Below are 16,555 nucleotides of genomic sequence, written 5' to 3'. Positions count from 1 at the left end.
ACCGCGGCCATCTGGCACAACCAAAACATCGGCCGGCATCCGCTGCGCTCATTGACCGCTTACGACCACTGAACCCTTGGAATCAATCATCTAGGCAAGGCTCCGCCAGAAGCACCGTTTCACCACGGCAAACGCATGAATCCGAATCCCCGATCAGGAGACCAGTTGGACATCACCGACAAGTTTGGTTCGGCACAGCGCAAATTCAAGCAATTCGCCGCACAGGTCGGGCAGCTGCGGATAGTTCCATCCGACACCGGGCCAACGTCCAGCGCACAAACCGCGCGGGTTGCCGTTGTAATACCAGTGTTCAACGCCGTGCCCTATCTCCAGGTGTTGCTTGACTCCTTGGCCGCCCAGGACCTGGACCCCACATTGTTTGAGGTAATTGCGGTTGACGACGGCTCCACCGATGGTGGGGGTCAATTGCTGGACATCTTCGCTGCACGGCACCCCAACTGGCGGGTGATACGTCAACGAAACAGCGGTTGGCCCGGAAAGCCTCGCAACGTCGGAATCGAGTCGAGCGTCTCCGATTACATCTTCTTTTGCGATGCGGACGACATCATGGGCCCCGAATCCTTGCGCAGAATGCTTGACTTCGCCGATGAGCACCAGGTGGACGTGCTGGCACCGCGCATGGTCGGCATCGGCGGGCGTGGGGTGAACTCCACACTGTTCGCGAAGACCTTGGTGGACACACCGATCCGCCAGATCATGGCCACGCTGACGCCGCAGAAACTGATCCGCCGAGAACTCCTTGCCGCACACGGCATTCGATTCCCGCTGGGCAAGGTCCGGCTCGAAGACGGCATGATGCTGGCACGCTGCTACTTGTCCGCCCGACGGATATCCATCCTCGCCGACTACGACTACTACTTCATTCGCACCCGGGACAACGGCACGAACATCAGCTCGCAGGGAACCGTCCCCGAAAAGTACACCGATTCGGTCTTGGAAATCGCACGAATCATCAAGGACACCCACCCCGATGCCAAACACGCCGAGCTCCTGGTACTGGATTTGTACCAGCGCAAGCTGCTGCGTTCATACGTGCCCGCGCGATTCCGGGGAATGTCGCCCAGAGTCAGGGACCGCTGGGTAAAGGCCCATGCGCGCTTCGTCAGCCAACACATACCCCTGCATTTGGAGGAGCAGCTTGGGTTCCCATTCCGCCAGCGATCAGAGTTGGTCCGCGGTCAGGACGTCGAAGGGCTTCTTCGATTGGCCGCCACCGAGGAGGCATTGCGGCCGAACTGCCGCGCGGCGCTGCCGCAGCCAGGCGGCGCGGAACTACGGGTCCAGCTTGAACCCAAGGCGAAGTTCGAGTCGGCCCATCTCCTGGCTCGGGCTCGTGGCAAGGATACACAACTGCTGTTCGAACTGCGTCCGAGCAACCGAGATCATGTGACTCACTTGCCCGCTTCCGAATTGGCTTCCTTGGGCAAGGTCATCGTGGATCTCTATGTGCAGTTGCGGCTGGACGGCATCGATGGCAATCCTCGGCGCCTGCTGGCCCCCGAGGAAGGCCTACCTGCGGAATTCGGTGGCAAGAGGCTCTACGCCACGGTCCAGGGGAACCTCAGCCTGGACCAGCGCAACTGAACCGGCCTGCAGGACCTGTGCGGCTAGCGGTCCTCGTGATGCACGGGAACCACAACCACAGGCAGGCTTTGGTGGGCAATCACGTGCGAGGCCGTGGATCCATTGAAAAGTTCGGACAGGTGTGCGCCGAAACCTTTGTGGCGGGTGCCCACCACGATCATTCGAGCATGCAGCTCATCGGCCAACCGGGAAAGGGCTTTGCCCGGCTCCCCTGTCAGGACCTTCAGTGACCACTCGACCTTGCTGCCGGCCATGCAGCTGTCAAGGATCCGCATGATGTCCGCGGCATCGGCGCTCATGTCCTCGTCGATGTCCTTGGGGTTCAGGGAATTGCCTCGGATGTCTTCCTTCAGCTCCCATTCAACCATGTAGCTATTCGGCTCCACGTAGGCGAACACCAAGGCGCTGCCCAGCGACTCGGCCAACGCGCGGGCCTCGAGGGCCACCCGCCGAGGCTGTTTCAGCATTGCACCGGCAACGATGGGACCCGCTCCCCCGACATGCGGTGGTTCCTTGCTCATGATGCGCTCCTCACTTCCCGTGTCCAGGAAACTACTCCGTGATTACCATGTTCCGCCCTATCATCCGTAAGCGGAACAGCTGAGCCAAGGGAGTAACCGTGTGCCAGGCTTTTTCATGGCCTACGGAGACAACGGTGAGACGTTAGTCAATGATCTCGGATACGTCAGGGCAGAACGGCTCATGGGAGGATCGCAGCCCATAGCATCCAGTCATTCGCGTTCGTCGTTCGTCGTTCGTTCCAGCTTCGCCCCGGCGGTTCGCGGCTCCACCGAGCCAGATTGCTCTGCAGCATTCCTCATTTACATTGGACATTAGGAATGATCTAGCGAATCGTGTTTTCGAAACCGCGTGAAAATGCTGGTGACTGTTCTCGCCGGAGCGGCAATGACGTAGCGCAGGCAACAATGCCCGAGGATCTCGACCATGCGCTCCCAAGTCAGGTGACTGGCCCTTTTACAGCTTTCACACGTTAGTCAGACCACCGACACCGCGTAGACTCTATGAGGCACGTTCCTACATCCGGGGAGTTAATCGAGTGATATTCATCGGCCAAACGCGTTTCAGTGTCTTCAATCCGAGGTCCACGTCATTTCTGGCATCGAACGGGTCGAAGTTCTCCAACCGTGAGGAGTACCGGTCCTACCTCTATTCGGAGGAGCGGCTGGACGTGCGGACGGATATCTTCCTCAACCATTCCCTGCCCCAGTTGGAACTGGCAATCGACGGGCACGACGTCCCGCACATCGTCACCTATTCCGACAGCCTCCCGGAGAAGTACCAGCGGCTTCTGGAGGAGGCGGCCGAAAGCTACCCATTCTTGGTTCTCGACCGCCGTTCTCCGGGCCATGCAGCATTGCTGCCGGAGAACGTAGCTCGCTACCTTATCCTCGAACAAGCCGGGCAGGACCCGGCCCAGGCATTCGGCGTCTACAGCCTCGATGACGACGACCTGCTGCCAGTCGACTTCTTCGACCAGAACGCCCGGCACATCAAGCCAGAGAACGCCGGCAGGCAGGTCTCATTTGCCACGGGGATCACCGCCCTCTACGTCGACGGCGCCTACTACAATGCCAGGCGATGCCACTCCCCTCTGTTCTCGGCTGGATTGATGAATATCTGCCGGTTTGAAGCGGACGGGACGCTTGTGGCCCCAAGTGCCATACCGAACGACGCCCCCGGCCCCCCAGACTCCGTCATCATCGAATCCCGAGACTTGGGTTACTTCCGGGTTCGGCATGTGGGCCAAGACACCTCCCTCGGGTTGGCAGCGGATGATGAGGTTGCACTGCTGGGGATGTTGCGGGATGACATGGACGCGCATCCTGCGGCAACCCACGCAGACATCGAATCCGCGTTCCCCGTCGTGGCAAGGAGCATTTCCTTGGAGGCAAACCCGGGCCGCAGCCCGCAAACCTTGCTGGATGCACCGAGGCTGCTCGCAAAGACCGCCATCCACCTTCCGCTTCCGAAGCCGTTGAACCGGCTGGAGTTGACGGTCGACATGACCTGCGGCGCCGGCGCCATCCCCAGCAACGCACTTGTCAGCCTCGATCTGATCAACGCGAACGGCACACCGGTAGATCCCGAGTCCCTGAAGCCCGCCTTACGCCCTGCCCGGGTGGCGCTCTCCGGGAATCCGTCGATCGGATTCTTCCGCTACCTTCAAATTGATCCAGGTCGGCAGGAATCCACGCACACATTTGAGCTCCCGCCCGGAGTCGTTTGCCGGGGTTTGTCGCTCCGATTGTGGCGCCGGTATGAAACGGCCATCATTCTCCACAACGTCACGGTCTCGGCACCGGCGGCACGGATCCCGAAGGATCTACCGGACCACGCGAAGACGGCGTAGGCCGGTGCGTCCAACCCGCTAAGCCGCACGGCGCGCGCCTCCGGGTTGAACCCGCGGCAGCGTTTCTCCGGAGTCGCCTTGGACCGGGGTCCGGGAGTTGTCCCAGGCGGCGTTGTTGCGGGCCGCGCCGGAATCCCCCGTTACCTTTTTAGTGACCCCGGAATCGAGCACCGTGCGAGAGGATGGGATCGCTGGCCTGTCGGTCCCGGCATGATTCAGTCCCCCAGTCATCAATGATCCGGGGGGTGCTGTCACCGGGATTCGATAGGCACCAGGGATATCGCCAATAGGGGCCGGGCCAGGACAAGGCACCACCCGTCCAGGTCGGTCGTAACGTGGATGTCGCGCCTTGGCGCCGCAGGGACAAGCCAGCATTCGTTTCACCCGTAGGCACGTGGCAAGTTTCCGGAGGGTGCATCTTGATCCACGACCATGAATCCATCGACGTCTTCATCGGCGTCGATGTCGGCAAGACCAACCACCACGCGGTGGCCCTGAACCGGGCCGGGAAGAAGCTCCTGGACAAGGCCCTGCCGCAGGACGAATCCAAGCTTCGGGACATCATCCGTTCCCTGGCCCGGCACGGGCGGCTGCTGTTCGTGGTGGACCAGCCGGCGACCATCGGCGCCCTGCCGGTCGCCGTCGCCCAAGCCGAGGGCATCCCGGTCGGATAGCTGCCGGGGCTGTCGATGCGCAGGGTCGCGGACCTGCATCCGGGCGAAGCGAAGACCGATGCCCGCGACGCCTTCATCATCGCCAACGCCGCCCGCACCCTGCCGCAGACCCTGCGCTCGGTTCAGGTGGCCGACGAGCAGGTCGCCGAACTGTCGATGCTCTGCGGCTTCGACGACGACCTGGCCACGCAGGCCACCGCCACGTCCAACAGGATCCGCGGGCTGCTGACCCAGGTGCATCCGGCCCTGGAACGGGTCATCGGCCCGCACCTGGACCACCAAGCCATGCCCGAGCTGCCGGCCAAATACCCGACCCCGGCCGCCCTGCGGGGGGCCGGGAAGGCGCGGGTGGAAACGCTCATGCGCAAGCACGCACCCCGGGCGGGGAAACGCTGGACCGCGGAGATCTTCGCGGCGCTGGACGAGCAAACCGCGGTGGTCTCCGGGACCTCGGCGGCCGGGATCGTGCTGCCGCAACTGGCCCTCGGCCCGGCCCAAACGAGGGCCGCCCGCGCCGAGGTGCTGGCGCAGGAAAGAAGAACTCGTGGAGGCCCACCCTCTTCACCAGCTCCTGACATCCATGCCAGCGGTCGGTGCCAGGACCGAAGCACGCATCCTCACCGAGGTCGTCGGCAAGGACTTCAAGACCGCAGGACACCTGGGATCCTACGCCGGGCTGGCCCCGGTCACCTGGCGGTCCGGGACCTCCATCCGGGGCGACCATTCCTCGAGGAAGGGAAACAAGGTGCTCAAGCGAGCGTTGTTCCTGTCGGCGTTCGCGGCGCTCAAATGCAAGGACCAAAGGTCCCGGGCCCATTGCGACAGCAAGCGGGCCGAAGGCAAGAAACACAACCAGGCCGTCATCGCCCTGGCCCGGCGCCGCTGCAACGTCCTGTTCGCGATGCTGCGCGACGGGGCACTCTACGACGCGACCGAAGCCCAGCCCGCCCAGGCAACACCCGTCAAACGCCAAGTGGTCCGATTCAACATGCGAACCGGACCACTCAACAACGCCCTCCGGAACCTCAAGGAATTCATCCCCAAACCCGGGAAAACGCTTGACGAACCAGATAGGGGCCCCCCGGCACGTTCGTTTAGCTTCCAAGAGCCCAGGAACGTCTCGCATGGAATCGCGGGATCAATCAGAACCTGTGCATCAGCCACAAGAACCTCAACGGGCCCCTTTGCAAAGCACTTTGCCCCGACCTGCCTTTCGGCGGATCGGGGCAAAGCATTGAAAACTACCTGGCGGCAGTCACTCGCTGTGGCTTGTGGGCCTTAGCGTGCGACCGAACCCTCGGTGTAGTCGTCGGTGGTCTTCCAGGAGAAGAGGTTGCGCAGTTCGCGGCCGGTGGCCTCGATCGGGTGTGCCTCGCCCTTGGCGCGCAGCGCCAGGAACTCCGGAGCTCCGGCATCCTGGTCCTCGATGAAGCGCTTGGCGAAGTTGCCGTTCTGGACGTCGGCGAGAACGGCCTTCATGTTCTCCTTGACCTCCGGGGTGATCACGCGCGGGCCGGAGACGTAGTCGCCGTACTCTGCGGTGTCGGAAACGCTCCAGCGCTGCTTGGCGATGCCGCCCTCCCACATGAGGTCAACGATGAGCTTGAGCTCGTGCAGGACCTCGAAGTAGGCGATTTCCGGCTTGTAGCCGGCTTCGGTCAGGGTCTCGAACCCGTACTGGATCAGCTGCGAGGCGCCGCCGCACAGGACAGCCTGCTCGCCGAAGAGGTCGGTTTCGGTCTCTTCGGTGAAGGTGGTCTCGATGACGCCGGCGCGGGTGCCGCCGATGGCCTTGGCGTAGGACAGGGCGAGGGCCTTGGCGCCGCCGGTGAAGTCCTGCTCAACGGCGATCAGGTCGGGGATGCCGCGGCCGGCTTCGAATTCGCGGCGCACGGTGTGGCCCGGGGCCTTCGGTGCAACGAGGGCAACGTCGACGTTTGCCGGCGGGGTGATGTAGCCGTAGCGGATGTTGAAGCCGTGGCCGAAGAACAGGGCGTCGCCCGGCTGCAGGTTGGCTTCGATGTCGTCCTTGTAGACGTGGCGCTGGACCTGGTCCGGGGTGAGGATCATGATGACGTCGGCTTCGGCAACTGCCTCGGCGACGGAAACGACGCGCAGGCCCTCGGCCTCGGCCTTGGCGATCGACTTGGAGCCGGCCTTCAGGCCGATGCGTACGTCAACGCCGGAGTCGCGCAGGTTCAGTGCGTGGGCGTGGCCCTGGGAACCGTAGCCGATAACGGCGACGGTGCGTCCCTGGATGATCGAGAGGTCTGCATCGTCGTCGTAGTACATGTCAGTCACTGGAATTTCTCCTTGTTTCGGTGTGAAGATTTTGGTTAGGCGGATACGGAGCGCAGGGCACGGTCCGACATCGATTTGGACCCGCGGCCCACGGCAAGGGTGCCTGCCTGGACGATTTCGCGGATGCCGAACGGCTCAAGCACCGCGAGCAGTGCGTTGATCTTATCGGCATTGCCGGTGGCCTCGATGATGAGCGAGTCGGTCGACACGTCCACCACGGAAGCGCGGAAGAGGTCTGCGGCCTGGGTGACCTGCAGTCGGGTTGCCGCATCGGCGCGAACCTTGACCAGGATGTGGTCGCGCTGCACCGATGCCTCCGGCATGAGCTCAACGATCTTGATGACGTTGATGAGTTTGTTCAGCTGCTTGGTGACCTGCTCCAGCAGGTCGCCTTCGGCGTCGACGACCACCGTGACCCGGGAGATGCCCGGGACCTCGGTGGGGCCCACGGCCAGGGAGTGGATGTTGAACGCGCGGCGGGCGAAGAGCCCTGCCACGCGGGTCAGGACACCCGGGACGTCTTCGACGAGTACGGAAAGAGTGTGGCGTGCCATAACTTTCTAGTCCTCTTCTTCCCACTCGGGCGTCATGCCGCGAGCAATCTGGATCTGGTCGTTGCTCACGCCGGACGGCACCATGGGCCAGACCATCGAGTCGCGGGAAACCACGAAGTCGATGATCACCGGGCGGTCGTTGATTTCCAGCGCCTGCTTGATGGTTGCGTCGATGTCCTCGTCGCGTTCGCAGCGCAGGCCGACACAACCGTAGGCGTCGGCGAGCTTCACGAAGTCCGGGACGCGCGCGGTTCCGTGGCCCGTGTTCAAATCGGTGTTCGAGTAGCGGGAATCGTAGAACAGCGTCTGCCACTGGCGGACCATGCCGAGCGACGAGTTGTTGATGATCGCCACCTTGATCGGGATGTTGTTGATGACGCAGGTGGCCAGCTCCTGGTTGGTCATCTGGAAACAGCCGTCGCCGTCGATGGCCCAGACCACGCGGTCGGGGTTGCCGACCTTCGCGCCCATGGCCGCCGGCACCGAGTAGCCCATGGTGCCCAGTCCGCCCGAGTTCAGCCAGGCGTGCGGGCGCTCGTACTTGATGAACTGCGCGGCCCACATCTGGTGCTGTCCCACGCCGGCGACGTACACGGCCTCCGGGCCGGTGAGTTCGCCGATGCGCTGGATCACGTGCTGCGGGGCCGAAAGCCCGTCCTGGGTCGGGGTGAACCCGATCGGGTAGGTCTCGCGCAGGCGTCCGATGGTGGACCACCAGTCGGTCAGGTCCGGCGCGCCCTCCTCGGCGAAGCGTGCGCGGCAGGCCTCGGTGAGCTCCGGGATGATCTCCTTGACCGAACCCACGATCGGGATGTCCGCCGTGCGGTTCTTGGAGATCTCGGCCGGGTCGATGTCCGCGTGGATGACCTTGGCGTTGGGTGCGAAGGTGTGCAGCACGCCGGTGACGCGGTCGTCGAAGCGGGCGCCGAGGGTGATCAGCAGGTCGGACTGCTGCAGCGCGGTGACGGCGGAAACCGAGCCGTGCATGCCGGGCATGCCCACGTGCAGGTCGTGCGAGTCCGGGAACGCGCCGCGGGCCTGCAGGGTGGTGACCACCGGCGCGCCGACCAGCTCGGCGAATTCCTTGAGCTCCGCCGAGGCGTGGCCCTTGACGACGCCGCCGCCGACGTAGAACACCGGGCGCTTGGACGCGGCGATGAGCTTTGCGGCCTCGCGGACCTGCTTGTTATGGCCGCGGACCACGGTCTTGTAGCCGGGCAGGTCGATCTTCGGCGGCCAGGAGAACATCATCTTGGACTGCTGTGCGTCCTTGGTGATGTCGACGAGGACCGGGCCCGGGCGGCCGGTGGAAGCGATGTAGAAGGCGCTTGCCAGCATCCGTGGGATGTCCTCGGCCTTGGTGACAAGGAACGAGTGCTTGGTGATGGGCATGGTGATGCCCACGATGTCCGCCTCCTGGAAGGCGTCCGAGCCGATGAAGGCGCTGTGGACCTGGCCGGTGATGGCAACCATCGGGACCGAGTCCATGTGCGCGTCGGCAATGGCGGTGACAAGGTTGGTGGCGCCGGGGCCGGAGGTCGCAATGCAAACGCCGACCTCCCCGGTGACCATCGCGTAACCCTGTGCCGCGTGGCCTGAGCCCTGTTCGTGGCGGACCAAGATGTGGTTGATCTTGGTCGAATCCATGAGCGAGTCGTAGGTCGGCATGATTGCGCCGCCTGGCAACCCAAAGACGTCCTTGACGCCCAGTTCTTCCAGTGTGCGGACGATGGCTTGTGAGCCAAGCATCTCTGTGGGAGCAACGATGTTGTTCGGGCCCTGGACGGGGCTCGACGCTTCCACGACGGAAGAGACAGTGGCATCCTTGCTTCGGTTGGCGGGTTTTGCCGTCAGCGGACCGCTGGCGGGAGTTCCGTTACTCATGGGGATTATTCCTTCTCTATCTCTTCTACTCTGCACATAAAAAAACCCCAATGGCGCCTATGCGGCGAATGGGGTTTGCGCGTCACCGAAGCCCTCCGTGGTGTTGGAGGGGCTCAAGCTCAGCGCTTGATAACTAGTAGTACTTCGGTGCGGATCTGCATGTTTCCAGTTTGGTCGCCGCCGCTTCTGGAGTCAAACAATCGAACCCTTCATCTCATTATATGAGATAAGTGTCCGATGGGTGGACGCTTTCATCGCGCGCCCACCCATCGGTTACGCAGTTGCCTAGCCGCAGTATGCGCCCGTGGAGGCCGAGTTGACCAGCTTCACGTACTTGCCAAGCACGCCGGTGGTGAACTTGGCCGGAAGCGGCTCCCAGCCAACCTTGCGCGCCTCAAGCTCGGCCTCGTCGACCAGCAGGTCGAAGGAACGGGCGGCAATGTCGACGCGGATCTTGTCGCCGTCCTTGACGAAGGCGATCGGTCCGCCATCGACGGCTTCGGGTGCCACGTGGCCGATGCACAGGCCGGTGGTGCCGCCGGAGAAGCGGCCGTCGGTGAGCAGCAGGACGTCCTTGCCCAGGCCGGCGCCCTTGATGGCGCCCGTAATGGCAAGCATTTCGCGCATGCCCGGGCCACCCTTGGGGCCCTCGTAGCGGATGACCACGACGTCGCCGGCTTGGATCTCGCCGTTGTCCAGCGCCTCCAGGGCACCCTGCTCGCGCTCGAAGACGCGGGCGGTTCCCTCGAAGACATCGGCGTCGAAGCCCGCGGACTTCACGACCGCACCCTCGGGAGCCATCGAACCGTGAAGCACGGTGATGCCGCCGGTCTTGTGGATCGGGTTGTCCAGCGCGCGCAGGATCTTGCCGTCGACGTCGGGCGGGTTGATCTCGGCGAGGTTCTCCGCAACGGTCTTGCCGGTCACGGTGAGGCAGTCGCCGTGCAGCAGACCGGCATCAAGCAGGGCCTTCATGATGACCGGCACGCCGCCGATCTTGTCCACGTCGGTCATGACGTAGCGGCCGAACGGCTTCAGGTCGCCCAGGTGCGGGATCTTGTCGCCGATGCGGTTGAAGTCCGCCAGGGTCAGGTCGACCTCCGCCTCGCGGGCGATGGCCAGCAGGTGCAACACGGCGTTGGTGGAACCACCGAAGGCCATGGTCACGGCAATGGCGTTCTCGAACGCCTTCTTGGTCATGATGTCGCGCGAGGTGATGCCCTTGCGCAGCAGGTTCACCACTGCCTCGCCGGAGGCGCGTGCGAACATGTCGCGGCGGCGGTCGGCCGATGGCGGGGCGGCGGAGCCGGGAAGGCTCATGCCCAGTGCCTCGCCGATGCAGGCCATGGTGTTTGCGGTGTACATGCCGCCACAGGCGCCTTCGCCGGGGCAGATGGCCTTTTCGATGCGGGTGAGGTCTTCGAGGCTCATCTTGCCGGCGGCGCAGGCGCCAACGGCTTCGAAGGCGTCAATCAGGGTGACTTCCTTTTCGGAGCCGTCCTCCAGCTTGACCCAGCCCGGCATGATGGATCCCGCGTACAGGAAGACCGAGGAAAGGTTCAGGCGGGCCGCTGCCATCAGCATGCCCGGAAGGGACTTGTCGCAACCGGCCAGCAGGACGGAGCCGTCGATGCGCTCGGCCTGCATGACAACCTCGACCGAGTCTGCAATGACTTCGCGGGACACCAGCGAGAAGTGCATGCCTTCGTGACCCATGGAAATGCCATCGGAAACGGAGATGGTGCCGAACTGCATGGGGAATCCCCCGCCGGCGTGAACGCCCTCCTTGGCACCCTGGGCCAAGCGGTTCAGCGAAAGGTTGCACGGGGTAATTTCGTTCCATGAGCTCGCAACGCCAATTTGCGGCTTGGCGAAATCGTCGTCGCCCATGCCCACGGCGCGGAACATGCCGCGTGCCGGGGCGGCGTGGATGCCGTCCGTGACCACGCGGCTACGAGGTTTGATGTCTGGAGTTGTGTCCTGGCTCATGCCCTAAATACTAGGCCTGTCAAGCGGTGCCGCCGAACCCATGACGGCATGACGACATATTTCGTCCGTTGTTTTACAGGACATGTGTTCGAAACATCCAACGGATAGACTGGCCCTCATGGAGAGACCCCCAGTTGATTCCACCGACCACACCCTCAAGAGCCTGCTGCATAAGGCTTTCGATGGCCAGATCCCCAATTACGGAAGCTACAACCTTGTTGCGGCCTCCGGCACTTCGGGATCCTCGGGGCTCAAGGTGATCGGCTACCGACGGGAACCGGCCGAGCTGATCATTTGCCCGCTCAACCCCAAGACGATGACCGCGTCCGATCGCGCCGTCGCGGTAAATAACACCAACGTTTCCCACGTGGCGCTGATCAGCGACGGCAGCTACGAGGTCGGAACCAGCACCGGCCGCGTTTACCGCTTCAACATCCCGGCGCACCCGACGCTCGACATTCCCGCCGGCGACGGTTCCGCCGCCCGCCGCGGGCTCATCGACCAGGCGGAGGACGCCGCCGACTTCGCCGAGTTCATGGACATCTTCATGGACGTGCTCGAACGCGTGGCGTCGGAGTCCGACTAGGGCCATCGATCCCGGGAATGAACTCCCGGCCGGCGCCCGCATCCAAGGAGATCAATGATCAACGTGCTGGTTGGCAGCACCGTGCTGCCCGAGAACCTCGAAGCGGTCCTGGCGATCTACCGCGAATTGGTTGCCCGGACGCGAACCGAACCCGGTTGCGTGAGCTACGAACTGCTCCAACTGCGGGAGGATCCCTGCGACTTGATGTTGGTTGAATGTTGGCTTACCCAGGAACACCTGGACGCCCACACCCGGACACCGCACTTCATCGAAGCCATCGCTCAGCTCGAAAGTCTTGAGACGGCGGCCCCGGCACTCATCTACACCAAGACGGCGTAGCGGCCCAGTCCGCCGATCCCGGGTTGGGGAGCATCCGCCCGTCCCCGGCAGCCACCCTTGCCTCCTCCGGGCCAAGCGCCTACGTTGACCACACGGCACCTTCTGCAAAGGTGCTCACCGCTGGATGGGAAGCGAGGAAATCATGAGCCAAGATCCACCCACTCCACATGGACAGGAACCCAAGGTTCCGTCGAACAAGCCGGAAGCGGGACCCGCCCGGCCCGCCGTTGGCACCCGTGCCGGCGTCGTCTGGACTTTTACCCTCGTCGCCCTCATCGTCTTGGTGTTCCTGGTGGTCTTCATGGTGCAAAACCAGGACCGGGTCACCGTGTATTTCCTGGGCTTCCATGGGCAGCTTCCCCTCGGGATTGCCATGCTCATCGCCGCGGTCGCCGGCGCTACAGTGGTGGCGATTGCCGGCGCGGTTCGCATCATCCAGCTGCGCAGCCGGGCCCGGACCTCGGCAAAACGCGAGGGCCGCAGAGGCCGCTGAACGGCACGAAGTTCGTCAATCGGAAAGGTGCGCCTTCCCCGCGCCGACATCCTCGATGAGTGAAAGCAGGACACCGAGCGCACGGGCCAGCTCCAGGTCCGTCACCGCGCCGTATCCGAGCACCAGCCCATTTTTCCGCGCCCCGTCGGCGTAGTAGTCGGCGAGCGCCGGAACCAGCACACCCTGCGCCAGGGCCCGCAAGACGAGGTTGCTGGCGTCGAGCCTCGGTGGCAGTTCCAGTACCGCATGCAGGCCTCCGTCAAGGGCTGACACCACCACGTCGTCACGCCCGCCAAGCCGCTCGAGGATGATGGCCCGGCGGTGGGCGTACTCGCGGCGGGCCCTGGCGATGTGCCGAGCAAGTCCTCCGCCGTCGATGTAGCGGGCAAGCGCGAGCTGCATGATTCCGGGGACCGGCGAGTCGAGGTCGCGGCGGGTTTGCCTGAGCAGCGGGGCGGAGCTCCCCCGTGCGACGAGGTAACCGCAGCGCAGCCACGGGCTCAGGGACTTGGAGAACGTTCCCACGAGGATCACGTCGGCCTCCGACGGAAGCGAGGCGAGGGTGGGCAGGGGCATCCGTCGGTGACGGAACTCGCTGTCGTAATCGTCTTCGAGGATCAAGACATTGTTTGCCGCGGCCCAGGACAGCAGGGCCAGGCGTTCCTGGATCGGCATGCGCCCGCCCAGGGGGTATTGGTGGCTCGGGGTGACGAGCACGGCATCGGGCGGGGTCCCCAAGCCGGAGAGCTGCTCGACCCGCAGTCCGTCGACGCCCACCGGCAGCGTCTCCACGCCGGCCCCTGCCGCACTCAGCACCCTCCTGGCCGTTGGATACCCCGGGTCCTCGACGAGGATCCTGGGGATCCGGGAACGGCGGCGAAGTGCGGTAACCACCAGTTGCAGGGCATCGCTGGTGCCCGCCGAAACGATCACGTCCTCGGCACCCACGTTGAGCCCCCGCGAGGTTCCAAGGTGCCCTTGGATGGCCGTGCGCAGGATGTCGACACCCAGTGCGGGCGGGAGCCGTGGACTCATGGGCTCGGCCACCGCCTTGCGCCAGGCGGAGCGCCATTCGTTGTCGAGGAACGGAGCACCCGAGGGGCGCCCCGGGCTCAGGTCCAGCATCGGCTTTCCCGCTTCCGGCGGTCTTGCCGCGGTGGCCGCCGGGGCGTGGCCCCGGATGTCGGGACGAACGGCCACACGCGTTCCTCCCGCACCGCGGCTTTCGAGGTACCCCTCCCCCGAGAGTTGCTCGAAGGCCCTGACAACCACACCCCGAGAGACCCCAAGCTCGGCGGCCAGCGTGCGCGAGGACGGCAGGGAGTCCTCCGCCCGCAGCGTTCCATCAAGGATGGCCGTGCGCAGGCGTGCCGCCAGCTGGATCGTCAGCGGCGAGTTGCTGCCGAAGTCCAGGGTGATGGGAAGTTCAGCCGTCGCCACGTTGGTCCTATCGTTATTGACAATCTTGGATCTAGGTTAGGTCCATCCTGCTTGCAAGCATAGATCTTGGAGTTCCTGCGACCGACCGCGGGAACCAGAGAAGATCGAGGATCCATCCATGTTTGAAGGACTGTGCGCCTTCCCGCTGACGCCACTGACGGAAGACGGCGTAGACCAAGCCGCCCTTGCCGGCCTCGTCGGCCGCATCACCGACGCCGGCGTGAAGTCAATCGGCATCCTGGGGTCCACGGGCGTCTATCCCTACCTGTCCCGGGACGAGCGACACGAAGCACTGGAAGCCGCCGTCGCGTCAGCCGGTGATGCATCGGTCATGTGCGGGATCGGCGCGGTGCGCACCCGCGACGTGATCGCCAACGCCGAAGACGCGCAGGAAGCTGGCGCCTCCGCCTTGCTGCTTGCCCCCGTCTCCTACCACCGGCTCACCGACAACGAGGTCTACGGCCTGTACCGCGACGTCGTCTCGGCATCCTCCGTGCCGGTGTTGGTCTACGACACCCCCGGCACCACGGGGTTTTCCTTCACCGACGAACTGCTGGAACGAATCGCCCGGCTCCCCCGGATCGGCGGCATCAAGGTTCCCCCGCCCCCGGCCGGGACCACGGCATCGCGCCTCGCCGAGCTTCGCGGCATTTTCTCCCCCGAGCAGTCGATCGGCATCAGCGGGGATTGGGAGTCGGCCGAGGCCTTGCTGGCGGGCTACGGCGTGTGGCATTCGGTCATTGCCGGAATCTTCCCCCGCTACGCCCTGGAACTCGCCGACGCCGCCATGGCGGGCAGCGCGGGCACCGCACGGGAAACCTCCCGGAGGTCCGATCCCATCTGGGCGCTATTCAAGACCCACGGAAGTCTTCGCGTGGTTTCAGCCATTGCGGAGGAACTGGGACTCACCGGTGCCTTTGGTCTTCCACGCCCGTTGCAGGGCCTTGACGAGGAAGCCCGTTCGGAGGTCCGGGCCGCCCTGGAGCTCAGCGGCCTGGACGGCTGAGCCCGCTGCCCGCCGCCGGCGCACCTCGATGGATCACACCGTGAAAGCACCCAACCAAGAAACCGCCAAGGTCCCGCCCGCTGCTCGATCCGCGCGCACCGGTGGACTGGCAAGGTACGTGGCCGCCGCGACCTTGGCGCGGACGGCGGACGGCGGCGCCGTGGTCGCCGTCGTACTGCTGGTCACCACCAGCGGCGGCCCCGGCTGGCTTGCCGGGCTCCTTGGCGCCAGCATCACGGCACCGCACCTGCTGGGGCCGTTCGTCGCCCGCCGGCTGGACACCGCCGCCGATGCACGCAACGTCATTGCCTTTGCCTGCGTCGCGCACGGCGGAACGCTCGCCGCGGCGGTGCTGCTCTATCCCTTCACCTGGCCGCTGGTGCCGGCGCTGTTCCTGATGGCTTCGGGGTTGTTTGGCCCGTTCCTGACAGGCGGCATCAGTTCCCGGCTCCCCGAGATCGCCGGAGACAGTCGGGAGAGCCAACGCCGGGCCCAGGGCTGGGACGTTGCGACCTACGGGATGGGCGGGACGATCGGCCCGGGAATCGTCGCGGCCGTCTCGGCCTGGGCCGGGGCGACCGTCGCGGCCCTCATCCTTGCCGCGGGGACCATGCTTGCCGCCGTCCTGGTACGGCAACTGCCGCGCGGAACCCGGGCCGCCAATCCGGCCGAAGTGCCCAAGCCCGGGCAAACGTTGTTGCTGATCCTGGGAACCGGCCCGCTGCGCCGAACCCTGTACATGACCATGGCGGTGGCCCTGTCGGTGGCCGTGCTTCCGATCACCGCGGTGGCTTCGACGGGTCATTTCAGGGTCGGTGCCGCCGCCGCCGCCATCCTCACCGCCGCATACGGCCTGGGCAACCTGGCCGGATCGATCGGCGTGATGATCCGCCCGCCACGAGGGGACGCCGACAAACTCATGACACGGCTTGCCTTCACGGTTGCCGGCGCGTTGCTGTGCGTGGCCTTCACCACGGCTTTCGGCTTGGCAATCGCCGCCTATGCCCTCGCCGGCATCGTCAACGCCTATTTCTTTGCCGCGACCCTTGCCGCGCGTAGCGAGTATGCACCGCAAAACTCACGGGGCCAGGTCTTTGTCTGGGTCGGCGCACTTAAAATCACTGCGGGGTCCGCCGGGACGGCCCTCGCAGGAGCGGTCATTGCCGACTCGGCGCTGTTCCCCCTGCATGCGGCCATGGTCCTGACGACCTTCGTCGCGGCATGTTCATTTGTGGACCGGCGCAGCGACGGAAACCCGGTGCCGTGAACACCTGCGAGGCAAGCGAAGCCCGGCGCCACACCGGCCAGGAATC

General features: G+C 64.7%; 13 protein-coding genes and 1 pseudogene. 8 read left to right on the top strand and 6 right to left on the bottom strand.

Annotation, left to right across the window (positions count from 1 at the left end):
- Positions 1-165 precede the first annotated feature (165 nt).
- Positions 166-1,605, top strand: coding sequence for a glycosyltransferase family 2 protein (locus ACFY5D_RS17780; RefSeq protein WP_387532890.1), 1,440 nt, complete (start codon positions 166-168; stop codon positions 1,603-1,605).
- Between the two features lie 23 nt (positions 1,606-1,628).
- Here the strand turns inward: ACFY5D_RS17780 and ACFY5D_RS17775 are convergent, their stop codons facing one another.
- Positions 1,629-2,126, bottom strand: a complete 498-nt coding sequence (locus tag ACFY5D_RS17775) for a universal stress protein (RefSeq protein WP_387532887.1) — start codon at positions 2,124-2,126, stop codon at positions 1,629-1,631.
- Between the two features lie 536 nt (positions 2,127-2,662).
- Here ACFY5D_RS17775 and ACFY5D_RS17770 point away from each other — a divergent pair.
- Positions 2,663-3,976: a glycosyltransferase gene (locus ACFY5D_RS17770; RefSeq protein WP_387532884.1), complete on the top strand. Its 1,314-nt coding sequence runs from the start codon at positions 2,663-2,665 to the stop codon at positions 3,974-3,976.
- Positions 3,977-4,398: 422 nt separating this feature from the next.
- Positions 4,399-5,581, top strand: a pseudogene (locus tag ACFY5D_RS17765) (IS110 family transposase); the annotation flags it as partial.
- A gap of 347 nt (positions 5,582-5,928) precedes the next feature.
- Here the strand turns inward: ACFY5D_RS17765 and ilvC are convergent.
- The 4 genes from ilvC to ilvD all read right to left on the bottom strand — a co-directional run bounded on the left by ilvC (position 5,929) and on the right by ilvD (position 11,378).
- Positions 5,929-6,951, bottom strand: coding sequence for a ketol-acid reductoisomerase (gene ilvC / locus ACFY5D_RS17760; RefSeq protein WP_387532881.1), 1,023 nt, complete (start codon positions 6,949-6,951; stop codon positions 5,929-5,931).
- Positions 6,952-6,986: 35 nt separating this feature from the next.
- On the bottom strand, positions 6,987-7,505 hold the full coding sequence (gene ilvN / locus ACFY5D_RS17755; RefSeq protein ID WP_209996406.1) for an acetolactate synthase small subunit: 519 nt from the start codon (positions 7,503-7,505) through the stop codon (positions 6,987-6,989).
- 6 nt (positions 7,506-7,511) lie between these two features.
- A complete protein-coding gene (locus ACFY5D_RS17750; protein ID WP_387532877.1) occupies positions 7,512-9,389 on the bottom strand; it encodes an acetolactate synthase large subunit in 1,878 nt (625 codons plus the stop codon).
- 285 nt (positions 9,390-9,674) lie between these two features.
- Positions 9,675-11,378 (bottom strand): dihydroxy-acid dehydratase, encoded by a 1,704-nt coding sequence (gene ilvD, locus ACFY5D_RS17745; protein WP_387532875.1) that lies wholly within the window; start codon positions 11,376-11,378, stop codon positions 9,675-9,677.
- Between the two features lie 118 nt (positions 11,379-11,496).
- Between ilvD and ACFY5D_RS17740 the strand changes: the two genes are divergently transcribed.
- From ACFY5D_RS17740 to ACFY5D_RS17730, 3 genes are all read left to right on the top strand, one after another.
- Positions 11,497-11,964, top strand: a complete 468-nt coding sequence (locus ACFY5D_RS17740) for a hypothetical protein (RefSeq protein WP_387532873.1) — start codon at positions 11,497-11,499, stop codon at positions 11,962-11,964.
- Positions 11,965-12,018: 54 nt separating this feature from the next.
- Complete coding sequence (locus ACFY5D_RS17735) at positions 12,019-12,303, top strand: putative quinol monooxygenase (RefSeq protein WP_387532870.1); 285 nt, start codon at positions 12,019-12,021, stop codon at positions 12,301-12,303.
- A 142-nt stretch (positions 12,304-12,445) separates the two neighbouring features.
- Complete coding sequence (locus ACFY5D_RS17730) at positions 12,446-12,796, top strand: lipopolysaccharide assembly protein LapA domain-containing protein (RefSeq protein ID WP_387532867.1); 351 nt, start codon at positions 12,446-12,448, stop codon at positions 12,794-12,796.
- Positions 12,797-12,811: 15 nt separating this feature from the next.
- Here the strand turns inward: ACFY5D_RS17730 and ACFY5D_RS17725 are convergent, their stop codons facing one another.
- A complete protein-coding gene (locus ACFY5D_RS17725; RefSeq protein ID WP_387532865.1) occupies positions 12,812-14,236 on the bottom strand; it encodes a PLP-dependent aminotransferase family protein in 1,425 nt (474 codons plus the stop codon).
- Positions 14,237-14,354: 118 nt separating this feature from the next.
- On the opposite strand from ACFY5D_RS17725, the gene ACFY5D_RS17720 reads away from it, so the two are divergent.
- Together ACFY5D_RS17720 and ACFY5D_RS17715 are read left to right on the top strand one after the other, a co-directional pair.
- Positions 14,355-15,242 (top strand): dihydrodipicolinate synthase family protein, encoded by an 888-nt coding sequence (locus ACFY5D_RS17720; protein WP_387532862.1) that lies wholly within the window; start codon positions 14,355-14,357, stop codon positions 15,240-15,242.
- Between the two features lie 40 nt (positions 15,243-15,282).
- Positions 15,283-16,509 carry an MFS transporter gene (locus tag ACFY5D_RS17715; protein ID WP_387532859.1) on the top strand — a complete coding sequence of 409 codons (1,227 nt, stop codon included), beginning with the start codon at positions 15,283-15,285 and terminating at the stop codon, positions 16,507-16,509.
- Positions 16,510-16,555 lie beyond the last annotated feature (46 nt).

Origin of the sequence: Paeniglutamicibacter sp. NPDC012692, assembly GCF_042901625.1 — a bacterium.
Taxonomy (GTDB): Bacteria; Actinomycetota; Actinomycetes; order Actinomycetales; family Micrococcaceae; genus Paeniglutamicibacter.
Note: the sequence above shows the minus strand (reverse complement) of the source record. Positions and strands in the feature narration are given on the sequence as shown.